Raw genomic sequence first — 17,123 nt, 5'->3', positions numbered from 1 at the left:
CGTGTGTTATGCCATAACATCATATACCGGTATACCTACAATCTTTGACTGTAGCTCGGAGACAAAGCTTTCAGAATCATAGTAATAGCCTTGCGGTGAAAAAGGATTTGCAGTAACTGCTTTTAACTGCATCCCATATCTCACATTCATTTTAAGTCCCACTCGTTTAAAATAAAGCCAATCTTTATAGTCGATAAACAATCGCGTGGCATCTGCTACCACCCATTGTAAGTTTTTGTTTACTGAAATGACGTCTTTAACCGTCTGTGTAACAAGTGCGCCAGGAATTAACACTGCAACTGTTTCTTCAGTAATTTGATCTGCAATTAATTTGCCTGATCCTATCGCAGTTATGACTTCACTTAAAGGCACTACAGTGCCATCCGATTCAACCAAGACCGGTTGTTTTGAGGCTTCTGCTATCTCCCAAGCCGATAGGATCATAGGATCTACTATCGATTCTAAGCTGAACATTGAAGCTTTATAAGCGGTTAAGTCAACTGTTTTGTACATGTCACGGCTAATCACCGCACCAGTAGATAAAATACAAGCATCTGTAATTGCAGGTGAAGCTGAAGAGGTCCGATCCAGAGCACCGTCAACGAGAACATAATCTGCTCCAATGGCACACATTTTTTCACATATCATTCTCACTTCAGAATTTGTCGTTGGCCCCCCGACCTGTACAAATCCCTCAGTAAGTGCTTTACCAATAATCACACGCCCCATTGCAGTCTGATAATCGGTAACTTCTAAAATTTCCATTTTTGACTCTGACAAATTAAACAGCATTTCTGCGGTTGCTACCAATGTCCCTTTTTTTACAAAAATCATTGGTTTGTCTGTCTTGGTTACGATGTCTGTCCGCTCACCATCCCGACCAATGGAAGTTATCCCAACTCTGAACCCGTTTTCATCAAAACTTTCGATTAGATGATTTAGAGTGACGGTTTTGCCTGCATTTTTAGCCATACCAACGATTGAAATAATACGTTCTTTCGCTTCAAATAAGTCTATCAATTTCATGCAGGCACTCCCTTCACAGTATGGTAATTATTCTTCGTGGTGAGAACGTTTTGTTCTTTCAAGCTCTTTTAGCTCGATGGATACTCTGTTGCCTTGTAATAAACCGCCAACACCAAATAACTTGTGTTCTTTTTGCGCTTCAGTTTCTACTGCGCCTTCTACGTCAAACTCATAAGAGCTAGGTTGCGTATAAGTTGTAATAACACCTTCATAGTTTCTCAAGATTACTCTTTCTGGAGATTGAGAAATCATATATTGTGGCATTACTGGAATTTTACCACCACCGCCTGGTGCGTCAACAACGAATGTTGGCACACAGTATCCAGAAGTGTGGCCTCTTAAGCCTTCAATGATTTCAATCCCTTTAGATACTGGTGTTCTAAAGTGCTCAATACCCATTGATAGGTCACATTGGTAGATATAATATGGTCGAACACGCATCATAACTAAATCGTGAACCAAATCTCTCATAATATGAACGCTGTCGTTGATGCCTTTTAATAGAACCGATTGATTACCAAGTGGGATACCTGCATCCGCAAGTAAAGCACATGCTTTTTTTGCTTCTGGTGTAATTTCTTTTGAATGATTGAAGTGTGTATTTAACCAAACTGGATGGTATTTTTTCAACATGTTAACAAGCTCAGGTGTAATTCTTTGTGGACAAACAACAGGTGTTCTCGATCCAATACGGATGATTTCCACATGTGGAATCGCTCTAAGCTTGCTGATGATGTACTCTAAAAGCTCATCTGAAACGAGTAAAGCATCGCCGCCTGATAAAAGAACGTCTCTAACCATAGGTGAATTTGCAACATATTCGATTGCAGCGTCGATTCTATCTCTTGGTACACCGCCGTCATTGTGACCGGCAAATCTTCTTCTTGTACAGTGACGACAGTACATCGAACACATATCTGTAATTAAGAAAAGTACTCTATCTGGATATCTATGTGTAATGCCAGGAACAGGAGAGTCACCATCTTCATGAAGTGGATCGTCCATATCAGCTGAGCATTGGTAAGTTTCATAGATGGTTGGAACAGCCTGCATTCTCACTGGACATTTTGGATCATCTTTGTCCATAAGTAATGCATAGTATGGTGTAATTCCCATTCTTAAAAGCGCCAATGTTTTTACAACACCATCTTGCTCAAGATCCGTTAAGTTAACCACTTTTTTAAGCTGATCAAGTGTTGTAATTCTGTTTCTTACTTGCCACTCCCAAGAATCCCACTCAGCTTGTGTTACGTCTTTCCACATTTCGATTTCAGTGTAATGTCTCATTTGATAATCCCCTTCCTACGCGTAAAGCGCCTCATAGATTTTTCTTAAAACTTCACTTTCTCTTATGATTTGTAACGTGATTTCTGCATGTCCTTTTGTATAACCATTGCCAACGATCATTGTAACGTCTTTACCTACACCTTCAGCACCAAGTGCCGCTTTTGTAAAACTTGTCGCCATACTGAAGAAATAAACCATACCATCGTCTTTAGTCGCTAAGATTGATGCCATTTCTGTGTTTGGTACGTTGACACAGTTTATAACAAGATCACACATTTTGCCGTCAGTTAATTCTTCAACTTTTCTTAAAACTTCTACTGCATCAGTTGCATCTGCTACTAGAAACTCATCTGCAATACCAGCACCCATAACGCGTTCTTTAGCTGCGTCGTTGTGTTGTAAGCAAATTACTTTTCCCGTTACGCCAGCTCTTTTTTTAGCTTCATATAAGCAAAGCATACCTGACTTGCCAGCACCACCAATAACGAGTACAGTGTCACCTGGTTTTACGAGTTTAGCGGTTTGAGCTGGTGCACCAGCTACGTCAAGCACAGATAAAGCTAAATTCTCTGGAATATCTGAAGGAATCTTAGCATATAATCCAGATTCAAATAGAATTGCTTGGCCCTTAATATCAACTTGATCAATACTTTTTCTAATTTCAATAATTTCTTCTATTACAAGCGGCGTTAATGATAATGAAACTAATGTCGCTATCTTATCGCCTACTTTTAAGTCAGTTTTACCTATTAAAGCATCGCCTATTTGAGCGACAGTACCGATCAGCATACCGCCTGATCCAGTAACAGGGTTTTTGTGTTTACCTTGTTTTTCAACGATGTCGAGCATAATTTCTTTAATTTTGCTCTCATCACCATTCGCTTGCTCTTTAATTTGCGTAAATGACGCAGAATCAATGTTAAGTGTTTGCACATCAATTAAAATCTCATTGTCGTAGATTTCCATATCATTAGAAATCTTTTGTGCTGGTTGTGGTAAAATTCCTTTTGGTTCAATAACACGATGTGTTCCAAATTTACAGCCTTTTTTCATAAGTTCCTCCCAAAAATTGACTCAAATCCCGATAACCTTAAACGTTATTTCATACGTATTTTATAAGTGCAATTCTTATGCCAAATCTTTAACAAATGTTTAATTCTTAGAACATACAGTGAAAAACCTAATTGTAAGTAGCTGACTATGATGGGCGAAACAATTGAATTAACTATATTCCAGTTCGTAGTTGTCTACATATTGCTAAAATAAAAATCCTTTTAGAAACACTCAAATTTTTAGACAAATCAAAAATTTAAACAGCGACCATCAAAAAAAACAATAAAAAAACGCCGAATTATCGGCGCTATATCTGATATTTTTTCATTTTTGATTGTAAGGTTTGCCTTGGTAAGCCTAACCTTTTAGCTGCCTTAGAGATATTACCTTCCGATTCACCTAGAACGGTAATAATCAACTGCTTTTCATAGCCAGAAAGTGCTTCTTGTAGGTTAAAATACTCAGGGGTTGATACGATATTCCTTTCAATTTTTGGCATTTGCTTTTCATAAAACGCTCTAAAATTATATGGCAAATCATCTATTCGGATTAAATCCCCATCCACAAGGTTCGCTGCACCCTCTATAACATGTTCTAGCTCTCTAACGTTACCATCCCATGGATACTCATTAAAAAGAGCCATAACTTCAGGTGTAACCCCTTTGAGTCCTCTATAGAGAAGACCGTTATATTTCTTAATAAAATATCTTGTAAGAACTGGAATATCCTCACGTCGATCACATAGCTTGGGAATCCATAGGGTAACTGTGTTCAGTCGATAATATAAGTCGCGTCGAATCAATCCCAAATCAATGGCCAAATTTGGTTCAATATTTGTAGCTGCAACTATTCTAACATCAACACTTCGCTCTTTTGTGTCACCGATTCTTCTAATTTTTCCATCTTGAAGTACCCTTAAAAGCTTTGCTTGAAGCTCTTGAGGCATTGAATTTATTTCATCTAAGAATAAAGTTCCCGTATCTGCAAGTTCGAAAAGACCTGGGCGATCTACAGCACCAGTAAATCCCCCTTTAACTGTACCAAAGAGGATTCCTTCAAGTAACGAACTCGGCAAAGCGGCACAGTTTTGAGCGATAAATGGCTTGTTTTTCCTTTTGCTTGAATTGTGAATTGCCTGGGTTAAAAGCTCCTTACCCGTGCCCGTTTCGCCATATATTAGAATGGCTATATCCGTTGCTGCAGCTTTCATAGCAATTGCCTTAACACGGTTAAATTCTGAGTGAACGGTTATTATATCTTCAAAATGATAGCCCTTTTTTCCTGATTGCTGGACTTTAAGGGATTCTTCTGAGCCCTTCGCCTGTGATTGCAAATCGATTACTTTCTCTGTAAGCTCCTTATAACTTGTAATGTCTCTAGAAATTTCAATAGCTCCTGCTATTTGACCCTCATTTATAATCGGAAGCGTACTATTGATCGTCGCTATGTTTTTTCCTTTATAGGTACGATAGGTTTGCTCTCGATTCAAAATAGGCAATTCTGTGGCAAGCACTTTCAAAAGGGTACTTTCCTCTTCTTTAAGTGACGGATAGATTTCAGTGATATGTTTGCCAATCGAGTCTTCTATGTTGATGTCATCAAGAAGGGCAGAATTTCGATTACAATAAACGAGATTCCCTTTTTCATCGACGATTTGAACACCATCACTTATATATTCAAGCATTATTTTTACATGTTCTAGAGTTAAAATCGGATGCATCTCTACACTCCTATATTGAAAGCGCCGACATTTCGGCTATTGCTGATATTTCGGCGCTTTATAATATGGTCCCTTTTCCATAATCCTTTGCAAGCTTAAGCTTCTCATAAGCTAAGTGAACAAACTTATCCTCTGATTGCCACTGATCAATGGACAAGATAACATAACGGCAGGTTACATTGATCTCTTTTTCCTTATCTTGATCTTTAATTTTGGCATAATTGATATTATGAATTCGATCTCTAAGTTGATTGGTAATGTCATAAGCAACCGTATGTGAAACATTCGGCATTACGATTGCGAAAGTATCACCTTTAACCCTCGCCACCTGACACCCATTGGAGGCAAGAATGCTATTTTCTTGAATAAACGCTTTAGTGACTTTAACGATATCAATAAGCACTTTATCTCCAGTAAAAATGTCAAACCTCTTATTAACTTCACCCAGATCATCAACATCGAAAAATACAACGGTTGAAAGCATTTGTGATTGATGGCTTCTTTCAAACTCTAATGACAGAACATTTTTTAATTTTTCTTCTGTATTAATTTTGATAAGCTCACGGCTGATAATTTCTTCATTTTTAAAAATCTCATTTACTTTTTCAGAGACTTCTTTATTGAAGTATTCATTGACGACAAATGCTAAAAACAAGAGTACGACGGTATAAAATAAAATAACGATATACCATTCAATAAATTTCGTAAATTCACTAATGGTAATCCAAACGCTCGGAAAAATACTGGCCACAAGTGCAAATATAAACAATCGCCGTGTGCCCATTTGTCTAAAATTATATTTCTTTTGTTTTTTCTCGCGTTTTTTGAACATGACACTAATCTCTTTTCATATCTATTTTAATCACTACTTCAGAAGGTTTCACTTCTTCACCTTCGATTTTTAATAAATACTTTAGTTCGATTATGGATTCGTTCCAACTGATATCAACGCCATACGTTTGCATGATAAATGTACCATATGGCGTTTGATAAACGGTCTCGTTCCAAACATTTTTTTCGATTTTTAAAACACTTGTATTTTCGCCATAGCGTTTTATTGAAATAATGTCATCTTCAAATGTCAAAAGTGTCTTAGTTCCTTCCATTTCTACTTCCTTGTACATCAAGAAGGTCTTATAAGGCTCTTTTTTATAAGTTGCTTCTGCAACCTGTGTCATTTCATTCATTTCACCATCGCCACTTTTGATAATGGAGCTAACGATGATTTTTAAGTTTTCACTTTTCATTATTCTGCAATCCATTTATTAACTAATGTTTTGATACTTTCCACGTGGCTTTCTGATTCTTGTCTCGCTACCGCACCATCTTGACGAATAATTGCATCGAAAATACGATTATGTGATGCTTGTATCTCTTTGAAATTGTTAAACTCGTTAAAGTAAATTAATCTAAAGCGTTGAAATTGATCGTGTAAATCGTAAATGATACTAATCAATCTTTGGTTTTTTGTGCCTTCAAAGATCAATGAGTGAAATTCATTATCACTTTCGATCATGCTTTTCTTATCCATGCTTAAAAGGGATTCATTAAAATGCTCAACCACTTTTCCAAGTGCTTCTTTCTCACTTAAAGTCATTCTCTCTGCTGCCAAATAAGCTGCAAAGCCCTCTAATTCTTTACGGATTTCAAGTACTTCCATGATATCCTTTTTAGTTAAATCTGCGACATATGCCCCTTTTCTTGGGATCATTATTACAAAGCTTTCTTTTTCAAGCTTTCTAATGGCTTCACGCACAGGTGTACGGCTAACGCCTAGCTGATCAGCTATGGTAACTTCCATTAATCTTTCGCCTGGCTTTAACTCACCTGCAAGAATAGCATTTCTAAGGTACTCGAAAACAACCTCTCCAAGTGGTTTGTAATTTCTGATTTCCAATTTGTCAAAATTCACGTTCATAACCCCTCCACTCAACTTTTACTGTTTATTATATGTTGCTACTAGATAACACTGTGAATACTGAAGCTTTAACTTCTTATGTGCCTTTTTCGCTTTTTCATAGCTGCCATAAAAAGCAAATACAGTTGGACCACTACCACTCATTAGAACGCCCTCTGCGCCAAATGCCATTAGAGTTTGTTTGATTTCCTCGACTTTAGGATAAAGTTTCAAGGTAACCGTTTCTAGGACGTTCATAAGTCCACTTAGTATGTCTTTCCTATTTTGTGTCTTTAGTGCCTCTATCATTTTAGGTGTGTCCGGATGTGCTTTTACTTCGCCCAGCTCTAGACCACCATAAACGTCTTTTGTCGATACGCCAAAACTTGGCTTAACCAATATCATCCATGCATTTTCAAACCCTCTAACCGGTTCGAGAATTTCGCCTAATCCTCTAGCGATTGCCGCCCCCTCACAAAAGCAAAATGGGACATCTGCACCAAGCTCAAAACCAATACTTTGCATCTCTTCAGTCGATAAGCCTAGATGACATAGCTGATTAATACCCTTTATGACTGCAGCTGCATTTGTACTTCCGCCAGCAAGTCCTGCTGCTACAGGTATGTTCTTATCAATTTGTATCTCAAATCCAACCTTTAGCTTAAAGCGCTCAATCATTATTTTAGCCGCCTTATAGGCAATGTTGCGATCATCCGTTGGTAAAAATGAATCTGAGCAAGTTAACTCGATTTTCGTTTCAGAAATCAGAGTCACGGTAACAAGGTCATATAAGTCGATTTGCTGCATGATCATTTCTACATCATGATATCCGGAAGGTCTTCTTGAAAGAACATCCAGTGTAAGATTAATTTTTGCTCTCGCTTTTATCTGTACACTTTGAGCATTATTTGAATCCAATTGAACACCTCTTCTTCATCTATTCTATCAAGTATATGAATACAAAATACAATAAAAATACATTATACTCAATTATATGTCATTTTGTATAAATTATAAAGTGTAATTTCAAAAAAAAATAAATCTGCCTTAAGAAGTAACTCTAAGACAGACTTAATACGCGTTTATTTAAATGGTAACTGATTTTTATGAAAGACCATCACATAAAAGGTCGTGTAAAGTACCCCTCTAACCATCTGGAATTGGTCGGGATACTTATCCATTATAACGTCCTTAAAGCTCTGCTCTTCAAAAGGCTCAAAAACCTCTTTGACTTTTTTAAAGCCAATTTTTTCATAGCTCTTTTGTGCGCGTTTGTTAAAGTGTGAAACGCGAAGCTGCATTTCTTCAATCGGGTAATGTTCAAAAACATACTCGAGGTATCTTTTCAACATTTCAGTCCCAAACCCTTCACTTAAATAATTGGGGTCAATGGCAATTCCAAGCTCTGCACGTCTTTTTAACCACTTGATGTTCTTTAAAGTTACAAACCCAAGTGGATAATCGTCTATAAAGAGACCATATACTTTTTTGCGAATCCACTTCTGTTTTGAGTCGTACCAGCCATCAAACTCCTCTTTGTATCTAAAGGGAAAGTTATATTGAAAAAATCGCGGGTCCTCATGTGCACCCCATTTCTCAAACGCATAGATATCACTTCGCTTAAATTTCCTAAACTCAAGCATAAGATCACCTCATTTGTGAGGTATTTGCAAACTTCGTATACTTACCCAGCCATGCTAGGTAAACTTTACCGGTTTCACCATTTCTTTGTTTTGCGATGATTACCTCACCGATCCCCTTTAGCTTTTCATCCACTGTATCAGGGTTATAGTACTCATCACGATAAAGGAACATAACTAAATCGGCATCCTGCTCAATTGCGCCGGATTCACGAAGGTCGGAAAGGATCGGACGATGATCCGCTCTCAGTTCAGATGCACGGGAAAGCTGTGATAGTGCGATTACTGGACAATTCATCTCTCTAGCGATCCCTTTTAACGAACGGGAAATCGTCGAAATCTCTTGTTGTCTATTTTCAGACTTTCCGCCACCTGACATCAGCTGCAAGTAGTCGATCATAATCATATCGAGACCGTGATTCATCTTTAATCTTCTACATTTACTTCTAATTTCAGCTACCGTGATACCTGGTGTATCATCTATAAACACCTTTGCCTCTGCAAGCTGAGCAGAGCTTCTTGCAAGTTTAAACCAATCGTCATCCTCAATTTGGCCTGTACGGATATCACCGATGGAGACGAGAGACTGCGCGGCGAGCATACGTTGTACCAGCTGATCTGCAGCCATCTCTAGAGAAAAAATAGCGACACTCTTCTTATCTTTAACTGCAGCATTTTGACATAAGTTCAGTGCAAAAGCCGTTTTACCCATGGAAGGACGAGCAGCGATTAGAATCATATCTGATCGTTGAAGGCCATTGGTCATTTCGTCAAGTGCATCAAAACCCGTTGATATACCCGTCATCGCATTTGGATCCTCATGCAATTGAACGATTTTTTCATAAGTCGTCTGAAGGACATCAGAAATGGCTTGAAACCCTTTCTTATCTCTGTTTTGCGAAATTTCGAAGATGTTCGATTCTGCCTCTTCTAATAAGAGTTCAGCATCATGTGACTCATAGCCTTTATCGACAATCTCTGTAGAAGCGCGAATCAGACGTCTGAGCATAAACTTTTCATGAATGATTTTCGCGTGATTTGAAACGTTGGCGATTAAAGTACCAACATCTGATAACTCAGTTAAATATTCGAAGCCACCAACGGTTTCCAGTAGCTTATTTTTTGTCAATTCATCTGATACGGTGATTAAGTCAACCGTCTTTCCTTCTGAAAACAATTGCTTAATCGTTCTAAATACTTCCTTGTGGGCTTCATGATAAAATTCGTCCTCATTAGAGATGACATCCATAACATCGCCGATCAAGTCACTGTCAAGCAATAAAGAACCTAAAACACTTTGTTCTGCGTTAATATCGTGTGGCATTGTCTTCAAATTCATGGTAATACTCCTAGTGCATTTTTTCTTATTATAACACAGTTAAGGAATGAATTTTACTATGTCAAAGTACCTAAATTTTAGATATTTCAGTTTTCCCTTACGCAGACGATAGTTCATTGCCACATCCTTGTAGTGTGCTAAGGCTTGATCAATGGCTTTCATAACCTGCTCTTCAGTCACCAACTCAGGCTTACTATATAGCAATTTAAGCCATAAATTAACCTCACCCTTAGGATAATCTGCTCGCTTGAATACATACTCAGGTTCATGAAGCGGATAATCCTTTGATTCCGCTAGCAAATAAGCCAGTAAATAGATGATCCTGATCGCGTAGGCATGCGTATTTTTTCTTCTTAAATATCGGAATGGCAATCTTAAATAAATTAAAATCAATAAAACGATAAAAATGACGCCCATGACAATCCATTTGGTCCACTTAGATGGTTGTGAAAGGACTTCGGTATCTACATTAGAATTAAAGTCACCTCTTCCACCGTCACCTTCAGCCAATAGATCCTCTAAATCAATCGGTTCTTGTGTGGTTGGTACATTACCTATGCCACCTTCATTTACAGTTGTCTCTTCTTTTTGAATCAAATCCTCTAAAGTTGGTGCAAGCGCTTCACTTTCAGCCTCAGAGTAAATTGGTGTACTTTCAAAAATCATCCAACCATATCCCTCTATATAGACTTCTGCCCAAGCGTGTGCATCCTTTTCAGTCACCTTAGAGTAATCCCCATTAGGATCGACCTCATCTGGATCCACTCTAAAGCCCTCAACGTAACGTGCAGGAATGTCATTAATTCTCGCCATTACAACAAGTGCAGATGCAAAGTAAGTACAATAGCCCTTTTTTGTTTCAAATAAAAAGCTTGAAACAAAATCGCGTCGTTCTCTATTGCTGATTGGTGTTAAGCTATAGGTGTAATTCTGCGATAAAAACTGTGTTAGCATGAGCATCTTCTGATAATCGGTTTCACCAAAGGAGCCAATTTGCTTTGCAAGCTCAATGGTTCTTGTCTCAACTCGATTTGAAACCTGAAGGTAATCCACCTCTGGTGAAAGAAAGAAATCTCTTCGAGTGGCATAAAAGTCATAATCCTTAAGGTATTTAACAAAAGCACCCGTTTTATAAAACGCTTCATTTTCTGCTGAAGCATAGACCTTATTGTTGCCGAGACTTGTCTTGTATAGCCCCATTGGTGTAAACAGCGTTACTGTCTTAGTCAACTTTCGATTGATTTTAATCGAACCTGAAATTCCATCATAATCACCACTTGTCAGAAGGTCAATGTTGTCCTGATTCGAAAGATAATATTTATAATTTGTCTTATAGGTTATACCGTTGTTGTTCCATTTTAAGCCATCGTAATTGTCTTTTATTGTAGACTTCAAATAGACCGCTTGGGTAATAGGCTTATCAAACTTTACCCAAAATAAAGGATCCACACTATTGATCTCACCTAGAGGGCCTCCTAGGATGTCGCCACTTCCCTGAAATGCAGTCTCCTTAAGAGAATACATTTGAAGTTTCGATCCTTCATAGCCACTTCTAGCTCCCCACAGATTAGGCGTTACCAAATCAACCAGAAAATTCACCTGATTGATTGGAAAGGCAACAGAAACAAATCCCGCTACAAGAACAATTACTAGTCCTAAAACCAAACTGGTTAGCATGAGATTCCTTGCAGGATAATAGGCTGTATTGAACCCCGGGTGAGCTTTAATGAGTTTGTCGTGGTGGTCCATAACAAAATAAGCCACCACACCCGCAATATAAAGGGCACTGTACAGCCACGGCAGGTCTAAAAACTGATACCAAAACCAAACATATAGTAGGATTGGCAAAACCAATATTGGCTTAAGCCAACGGTATCGATAGATTAAGAATATTAAAACCGTAATGATCAATACCAAAATAATCAGCAAATACAACTCGTAGCGTCGTTGCTTTGAATCCTCTAATTGCGTTGGTGCATTGTTAATTTTTTCATCTACAAACCATTGACCAAATGGCACAAACTTTTCATAATCCAAACGGTCCCTAAGATCTCGAATCCATTTCACTTCATGCCTAATCGCAACATTTTCCCCATCACCAACAGGGGTTAAAGTTTCCTCAACAACGAGTTCTTGTCGGTTCATATAAGTTAAAACGGCATCGGCTATATAAAGACACATCAGTAAGGCAATCAAAATCAATATCACCTTGTAGGTTACTTTCTTATACGTGTAAAGAGCGTAAAAACCGAAGAAAACCATAACTGAAATGCTAAAATATAGAACACCATCCACAGACAGCTTAATAAAATAATTAACGGTTAAAAGAACCGCAAGTAATATCACATATCCTGTTGCCCATTTGGTCAGTTTAATTTTATTGTCCATAGGCCACGTCCATTATTCGATCAATATAGTGTAATCTTAAAAGCCTACTTTGATATTTTGAATAGAGCTCTTTTTCTTCCAGTGTTTTAGGTGAAAAAGTGAATATGGTCAATCTCTGATGATTTTGAGATAAAGTTTCAAAAAAAGACTGCGTCAGACGCTGACTGACAAGTACAATTTCTTGTCCAGACTTAACTAAGTCCGCGTTCATATACCGATTGACAAAATTAGCAAAAGGAAACTCAGAATCACTTTCAAATGAGGTTAAATCCTCTAAAAAGGTGTGAAAATCACTTCCTGTATTGCCCTCAAGAACCGTACCTGATTGATTGTTAACAATAATCTTCATATTGATCTCATCATCTAAAAATCGCTTTGAAAGCGATGCGACAAAAGAAACCATTTCCTCTTCCTCTAAAAGATTAAGTCCATCGGAATATTGTCCATTTAAGAGAATTACTAGTTTTGTGCTAACGGTTTGTTCAAACTCTTTTGTGTGTAAATCGTCCTTCTTCGCACTGATTTTCCAGTGGATATTTTTAAGCTGATCACCTGGTTGATAAGGTCTTATATTAACCAGATTGGTACGGTCCTCAAGTGTTTGACGATTGGATTTAAGCGTTCCAAAAAAGTCCATCGATTGAAGGACGCGCTCTTTGATAGGCTTAACCTTAGGATAGACGGTAATATCTACCTCTTTGTTAAAATCAATGGTTCTTTTGCCCAGCATTAATGGATCGTATAAATCAACCTTAACTTTTCCGAGCTTGTAGTAGCCCCTATACTTACAGATGATATCCTTAGAAAAATTAATGCGATCAAAATTCTTAAAATATGCGATTTCCTTTAAGCTTGAGTCAGTATCCATTTTTTTATCGAGTTTAAATTCGATCACTGCATGTAGAATTGGCACGATGCTCGTATTTGACAGTTTATAATCGATGTTAACTGCATCCCCAGAAGAAACAACGTTGTCACTTGTATAATATAAGATATAAAGGTTACGTTCATTGTGCCTAAGCATGAGTACCATGCTAAGCCATATCAAAAACGTCAGTAACCATAAATAATATAGCGTTTTTCCCCCTGAAAGAACCGATACGACGAAAAGAAAGGCCATTAAGACATACAGAGATCTGCGAAATCCCTTTGTCATAAATCCCCCTAACGTACTACTTTAGGTACTTCAACCGAATCGACAATTTCCTGTAAAAGACCTTTAAGACCAGCACCTCTATGAATGGCCTCACTTTTTAGGATAAGTCTATGTCCAATAATCGCCTCATAAATGTCTGAAATATCTGAGGCGATTACAAACGTTCTACCTTCTAAGTAGGCTTTTGCCTTAGCACCTTTAAACAAATGAACGGATGCCCTTGGACTTGCTCCTAGTTTGATTAAATGATGCTCACGTGTCGCTTTGACGAGCTTGACCACATAACTTTTAAGCGCAGGGTCAACGTATACTTTTTCGATGTCACTTACCGCATTTTGAAAGTTCTCTTTTGTTATGACAGGATTAATTGCCACACTTTTTTCCTTCAAGCTCAAGATGTCGACCTCTTCGTCTACAGTTGGATAACCTAAAGAAATCCGCATCATAAAACGGTCCAGCTGTGCTTCTGGAAGTGGAAACGTCCCCTGAAGCTCTATAGGATTTTCAGTAGCAATAACGATAAATGGCGCTTCAAGCTTAATCGACTGTCCATCTACAGTTACTTGAAATTCCTCCATTGCTTCTAATAAACTAGATTGCGTTTTAGGAGAGGTTCTATTGATCTCATCCGCTAAAAGCACGTTAGTAAAAATTGGACCTGGATGGAACACAAACTGTTCCTTCTCCTTTGAAAATATTGAGATACCAATCAAATCTGAAGGCATTAAATCAGGTGTAAACTGAATTCTTCTAAACTCTGAATCCATAGCTGCAGAAAATGCTTTAGCAAGCGTCGTTTTTCCTAACCCAGGCAAATCTTCAATCAACACATGCCCCCCTGAAAGCATTGCGATCAATATACTCTCAATTGCTGTGTCTTTTCCAACAAGTGTTTTCCTAATTTCACTTTTGATGGATTCTATCATGGCACACCCCTTTATCTGATTTTTCTGATAATTCCGCCTACAAAATAAGAAGATCTTTCGATCTTCTTATTATTGATGTCATATCCATTGTTGCTTCTGTCATATCCTAGATGCTTCTGTCGTTCCTTGCTGTCTAATAAAATGATACCCTATTTTTAAGCAAATTTGCTTTAAGATTTGTTTATATTTCAGAAAATTACGTTAAAAATAGGTCATAAATTGCCACAAATTTTAATGCAATTCTCATGAAAAGGATTACTCTTCGATAACTTGAACTTTCATTTCCGCTGAAACCTTTGGATAAACTTTGATCGTAACTTTAGTCGTTCCTAGCGTTCTAATCGGTTGATCCATAACGATTTTTTTCTTATCGATGTCCAGGCTGTATTTATTTTTAATCATTTCTGCAACATCTTTATTGGTAATAGAACCAAATAATCTGCCACCCTCACCTGCTTTTGTTTTAAAAGTAATCTCAAAGGTATTGATTTTTTCTGCAAGTGCCTTCGCTTCATCAAGCTCCTCTTGTGCACGCTTTTCCTTAGCTGCATTTTGGTGCTCTAACTCCCTAACACTACCATCTGTTGCTTCCTTTGCAAGCCCTCTAGGAATAAGGTAATTTCTAGCATGTCCATCACTTGCATTTATAATCTCACCTTTTTTTCCAGTGCCTTTTATGTCTTTTAAGAGTATGACTTTCATTTCGATGCCCCTTCCTCATAATATTGATCGATACTTTCAATAAGTCGTTGTTTCACTTCTTCGATATTTGCATCTTTGAACTGTGCACCCGCAACTTCAAGATGACCGCCTCCACCTAGTTTTTCTAAGATGATTTGAACATTAACATCACCTAAGGATCTTCCAGATATAAAGACTGTACCATCCAGTTTTTGTGCAATTACAAAGGATGCATTAATACCTTTTATATCTAACAAATCGTCTGCTGCTTGAGCAGCGATTAGTTGAATACTTTCACTTTGAACGTCTGAGCTTGATATAGCGATACTTTCTCTATGACGGATTGCCGTCCCCACAATAGAGGCCTTTTCGATAAAAGTCTCGAGATCGTCCTGAAACAGTTGTCTGACACGAATGGTATCTGCACCTTGTCTTCTAAGATAAGCTGCCGCATCAAACGTTCTTACCCCTGTTTTAAGCGAGAAATTCTTCGTATCTACAGTTATACCCGCAAGGAGTGCATCTGCTTCTTCTCTTTCAATTCTCGGCTTATTCTCCATATACTGAAGAATCTCTGTTACCAGTTCCGAAGTACTAGAAGCATAAGGCTCCATGTATTTTAGAACTGCTTTATCGATAAACTCCGTACTTCTACGGTGATGATCGATAAGGACCACTCTTGTTGCGGATTCTATAAGATCAGGGCATTCAGTCAAGCTTGGTTTATGTGTATCTACCACTACGACAAGTGTTTTCTCATCCTGCATTTCAAGTGCTTGCAACGAATCTACAAACTGATAGATGTCTTTATCCTTAACTGTGCCATAAACCGTTTCAATGCCTTCATTGATTTCATTTAAAACGATAGCAGCTTCTTTTCCACGATTGATAACACTTCTGTAGATGCCTATTGCAGCACCAAACGAATCCATGTCTGGTGATTTGTGCCCCATAACGATGACCTTCGAACTTTCGTCGATGAGCGTTTGAAATCCATGAGCGATAACCCTTGCTTTTACACGGTTTCTCTTTTCAACTGCCTTTGTCTTTCCGCCATAAAACTCAAATGTATTGTTTCTTCTGATAACCGCTTGATCCCCGCCTCTACCTAAAGCGAGCTCTAAACAAGCATATGCGTCTTCTTCAATAAGCGCTGGCGTATTACCATTATAGCCAATACCGATACTCAGTGTCGCTGGTATCTTATTACCAACATCTATTTCTCTTACATCATCTAATATTGCAAATTTCTTAGCTTCAAGGTTTTCTAAGTACTTTGCTTCAAAGATAACGATATATTTGTCCTTTTGATAACGTTTTATCATGCCATTCATACGAGTTGCCCAAAGATTGACGCGTTTTTCAATTTCAGAAGTAAGAAATGGAATTTTCTCCTCTTTTGTCTCATTCATAACGTCTTCAAAGTTATCGACATTTATCAAAGCCAAAACGGGTTTTTCTTCCTCATATCGCATTTGAAGATCTGTAAGTGGCGTCACATCAAACCAATATAGCATAATCACAAGGTTTTGAGGATTGTCATCCTCAAGATTAACCATATTGGCATAGACATCATAAGTACGATCTCCAATTCGAACCGCTTCTTGATTTTCAGACAGCTTGAATGCTTCTAAATTAAGCGCAGGAATTAAATTGACGATCCCTTTACCCATGACACTTTTTTCAGAAACCATATCTGTAAACTTTGAGTTGTACCAATTGATCTTACCGTCGATATCGATGACAACCAGTGGTACCGGTAAATTAAACACTGCATACCTAGCTGCATTATCAATATTTGTGGATAATGCCTCAACATACTTTCGCCACTTTCTCGATTTATTTCGATCAGAAAGCCAATTGTATATGATGAGACTAATCAAAATAAATGCCCCTATAATACCTAGTAAAGGATTATAAAATGCAAGCCCGATTACAAGCAATGCTATAACAACTAAATATAAGTTGACCGTTTCTTTAAATGGATTGCTCATTTTATTGTTTCCCATA

General features: G+C 37.8%; 15 protein-coding genes. All 15 read right to left on the bottom strand.

All coding sequences use genetic code 11. The features are described from left to right. Positions 1 to 6 precede the first annotated feature (6 nt). The 15 genes from kamB to AC4PID_RS08395 all read right to left on the bottom strand — a co-directional run bounded on the left by kamB (position 7) and on the right by AC4PID_RS08395 (position 17,122). Positions 7 to 1,026: a lysine 5,6-aminomutase reactivase subunit KamB gene (gene kamB / locus AC4PID_RS08465; RefSeq protein ID WP_492135132.1), complete on the bottom strand. Its 1,020-nt coding sequence runs from the start codon at positions 1,024 to 1,026 to the stop codon at positions 7 to 9. Between the two features lie 27 nt (positions 1,027 to 1,053). Next, positions 1,054 to 2,313, bottom strand: a complete 1,260-nt coding sequence (gene kamA / locus AC4PID_RS08460; RefSeq protein WP_492135131.1) for a lysine 2,3-aminomutase — start codon at positions 2,311 to 2,313, stop codon at positions 1,054 to 1,056. A 15-nt stretch (positions 2,314 to 2,328) separates the two neighbouring features. Further along, positions 2,329 to 3,366, bottom strand: a complete 1,038-nt coding sequence (kdd, locus tag AC4PID_RS08455) for an L-erythro-3,5-diaminohexanoate dehydrogenase (protein WP_492135130.1) — start codon at positions 3,364 to 3,366, stop codon at positions 2,329 to 2,331. Positions 3,367 to 3,673: 307 nt separating this feature from the next. Beyond that, positions 3,674 to 5,086 carry a sigma-54 interaction domain-containing protein gene (locus AC4PID_RS08450; protein ID WP_492135129.1) on the bottom strand — a complete coding sequence of 471 codons (1,413 nt, stop codon included), beginning with the start codon at positions 5,084 to 5,086 and terminating at the stop codon, positions 3,674 to 3,676. A gap of 58 nt (positions 5,087 to 5,144) precedes the next feature. Further along, complete coding sequence (locus AC4PID_RS08445; RefSeq protein WP_492135128.1) at positions 5,145 to 5,918, bottom strand: GGDEF domain-containing protein; 774 nt, start codon at positions 5,916 to 5,918, stop codon at positions 5,145 to 5,147. A 4-nt stretch (positions 5,919 to 5,922) separates the two neighbouring features. After that, a complete protein-coding gene (locus AC4PID_RS08440) occupies positions 5,923 to 6,333 on the bottom strand; it encodes a YwiB family protein (protein ID WP_492135127.1) in 411 nt (136 codons plus the stop codon). Beyond that, a complete protein-coding gene (locus tag AC4PID_RS08435; protein ID WP_492135126.1) occupies positions 6,333 to 7,004 on the bottom strand; it encodes a GntR family transcriptional regulator in 672 nt (223 codons plus the stop codon). The genes AC4PID_RS08440 and AC4PID_RS08435 overlap by 1 nt, the downstream gene beginning before the upstream one ends. Positions 7,005 to 7,022: 18 nt before the next feature. Next, the gene (ispE, locus tag AC4PID_RS08430) at positions 7,023 to 7,901 is read right to left on the bottom strand and encodes a 4-(cytidine 5'-diphospho)-2-C-methyl-D-erythritol kinase (protein WP_492135125.1); all 879 of its coding nucleotides are present in this window, start codon (positions 7,899 to 7,901) and stop codon (positions 7,023 to 7,025) included. 164 nt (positions 7,902 to 8,065) lie between these two features. Continuing rightward, the gene (locus tag AC4PID_RS08425; protein WP_492135124.1) at positions 8,066 to 8,626 is read right to left on the bottom strand and encodes a GNAT family N-acetyltransferase; all 561 of its coding nucleotides are present in this window, start codon (positions 8,624 to 8,626) and stop codon (positions 8,066 to 8,068) included. 4 nt (positions 8,627 to 8,630) lie between these two features. Continuing rightward, positions 8,631 to 9,962, bottom strand: a complete 1,332-nt coding sequence (gene dnaB / locus AC4PID_RS08420; RefSeq protein ID WP_492135123.1) for a replicative DNA helicase — start codon at positions 9,960 to 9,962, stop codon at positions 8,631 to 8,633. A gap of 39 nt (positions 9,963 to 10,001) precedes the next feature. Then, positions 10,002 to 12,350, bottom strand: a complete 2,349-nt coding sequence (locus AC4PID_RS08415; RefSeq protein ID WP_492135122.1) for a transglutaminase-like domain-containing protein — start codon at positions 12,348 to 12,350, stop codon at positions 10,002 to 10,004. Further along, entirely contained in the window at positions 12,340 to 13,506 is a 1,167-nt protein-coding gene (locus AC4PID_RS08410; RefSeq protein ID WP_492135121.1) for a DUF58 domain-containing protein, read from the bottom strand. The genes AC4PID_RS08415 and AC4PID_RS08410 overlap by 11 nt, the downstream gene beginning before the upstream one ends. An 8-nt stretch (positions 13,507 to 13,514) precedes the next feature. Beyond that, the gene (locus tag AC4PID_RS08405) at positions 13,515 to 14,432 is read right to left on the bottom strand and encodes an AAA family ATPase (RefSeq protein ID WP_492135120.1); all 918 of its coding nucleotides are present in this window, start codon (positions 14,430 to 14,432) and stop codon (positions 13,515 to 13,517) included. A 255-nt stretch (positions 14,433 to 14,687) separates the two neighbouring features. Then, the gene (gene rplI, locus AC4PID_RS08400; RefSeq protein WP_492135119.1) at positions 14,688 to 15,134 is read right to left on the bottom strand and encodes a 50S ribosomal protein L9; all 447 of its coding nucleotides are present in this window, start codon (positions 15,132 to 15,134) and stop codon (positions 14,688 to 14,690) included. Then, positions 15,131 to 17,122: a DHH family phosphoesterase gene (locus AC4PID_RS08395; RefSeq protein ID WP_492135118.1), complete on the bottom strand. Its 1,992-nt coding sequence runs from the start codon at positions 17,120 to 17,122 to the stop codon at positions 15,131 to 15,133. The genes rplI and AC4PID_RS08395 overlap by 4 nt, the downstream gene beginning before the upstream one ends. Position 17,123: the final 1 nt, after the last annotated feature.

The organism is Fusibacter sp. QWL-12, from assembly GCF_058683495.1.
This window is presented reverse-complemented; position numbering and strand designations above follow the sequence as displayed.

Bases quoted from the DNA above. Each gene is read 5' to 3' on its own strand.
- kamB (WP_492135132.1), bottom strand. From the start codon at position 1,026: ATGAAATTGATAGACTTATTTGAAGCGAAAGAACGTATTATTTCAATC.
- kamA (WP_492135131.1), bottom strand. From the start codon at position 2,313: ATGAGACATTACACTGAAATCGAAATGTGGAAAGACGTAACACAAGCT.
- kdd (WP_492135130.1), bottom strand. From the start codon at position 3,366: ATGAAAAAAGGCTGTAAATTTGGAACACATCGTGTTATTGAACCAAAA.
- AC4PID_RS08450 (WP_492135129.1), bottom strand. From the start codon at position 5,086: ATGCATCCGATTTTAACTCTAGAACATGTAAAAATAATGCTTGAATAT.
- AC4PID_RS08445 (WP_492135128.1), bottom strand. From the start codon at position 5,918: ATGTTCAAAAAACGCGAGAAAAAACAAAAGAAATATAATTTTAGACAA.
- AC4PID_RS08440 (WP_492135127.1), bottom strand. From the start codon at position 6,333: ATGAAAAGTGAAAACTTAAAAATCATCGTTAGCTCCATTATCAAAAGT.
- AC4PID_RS08435 (WP_492135126.1), bottom strand. From the start codon at position 7,004: ATGAACGTGAATTTTGACAAATTGGAAATCAGAAATTACAAACCACTT.
- AC4PID_RS08425 (WP_492135124.1), bottom strand. From the start codon at position 8,626: ATGCTTGAGTTTAGGAAATTTAAGCGAAGTGATATCTATGCGTTTGAG.
- dnaB (WP_492135123.1), bottom strand. From the start codon at position 9,962: ATGAATTTGAAGACAATGCCACACGATATTAACGCAGAACAAAGTGTT.
- AC4PID_RS08415 (WP_492135122.1), bottom strand. From the start codon at position 12,350: ATGGACAATAAAATTAAACTGACCAAATGGGCAACAGGATATGTGATA.
- AC4PID_RS08410 (WP_492135121.1), bottom strand. From the start codon at position 13,506: ATGACAAAGGGATTTCGCAGATCTCTGTATGTCTTAATGGCCTTTCTT.
- AC4PID_RS08405 (WP_492135120.1), bottom strand. From the start codon at position 14,432: ATGATAGAATCCATCAAAAGTGAAATTAGGAAAACACTTGTTGGAAAA.
- rplI (WP_492135119.1), bottom strand. From the start codon at position 15,134: ATGAAAGTCATACTCTTAAAAGACATAAAAGGCACTGGAAAAAAAGGT.
- AC4PID_RS08395 (WP_492135118.1), bottom strand. From the start codon at position 17,122: ATGGGAAACAATAAAATGAGCAATCCATTTAAAGAAACGGTCAACTTA.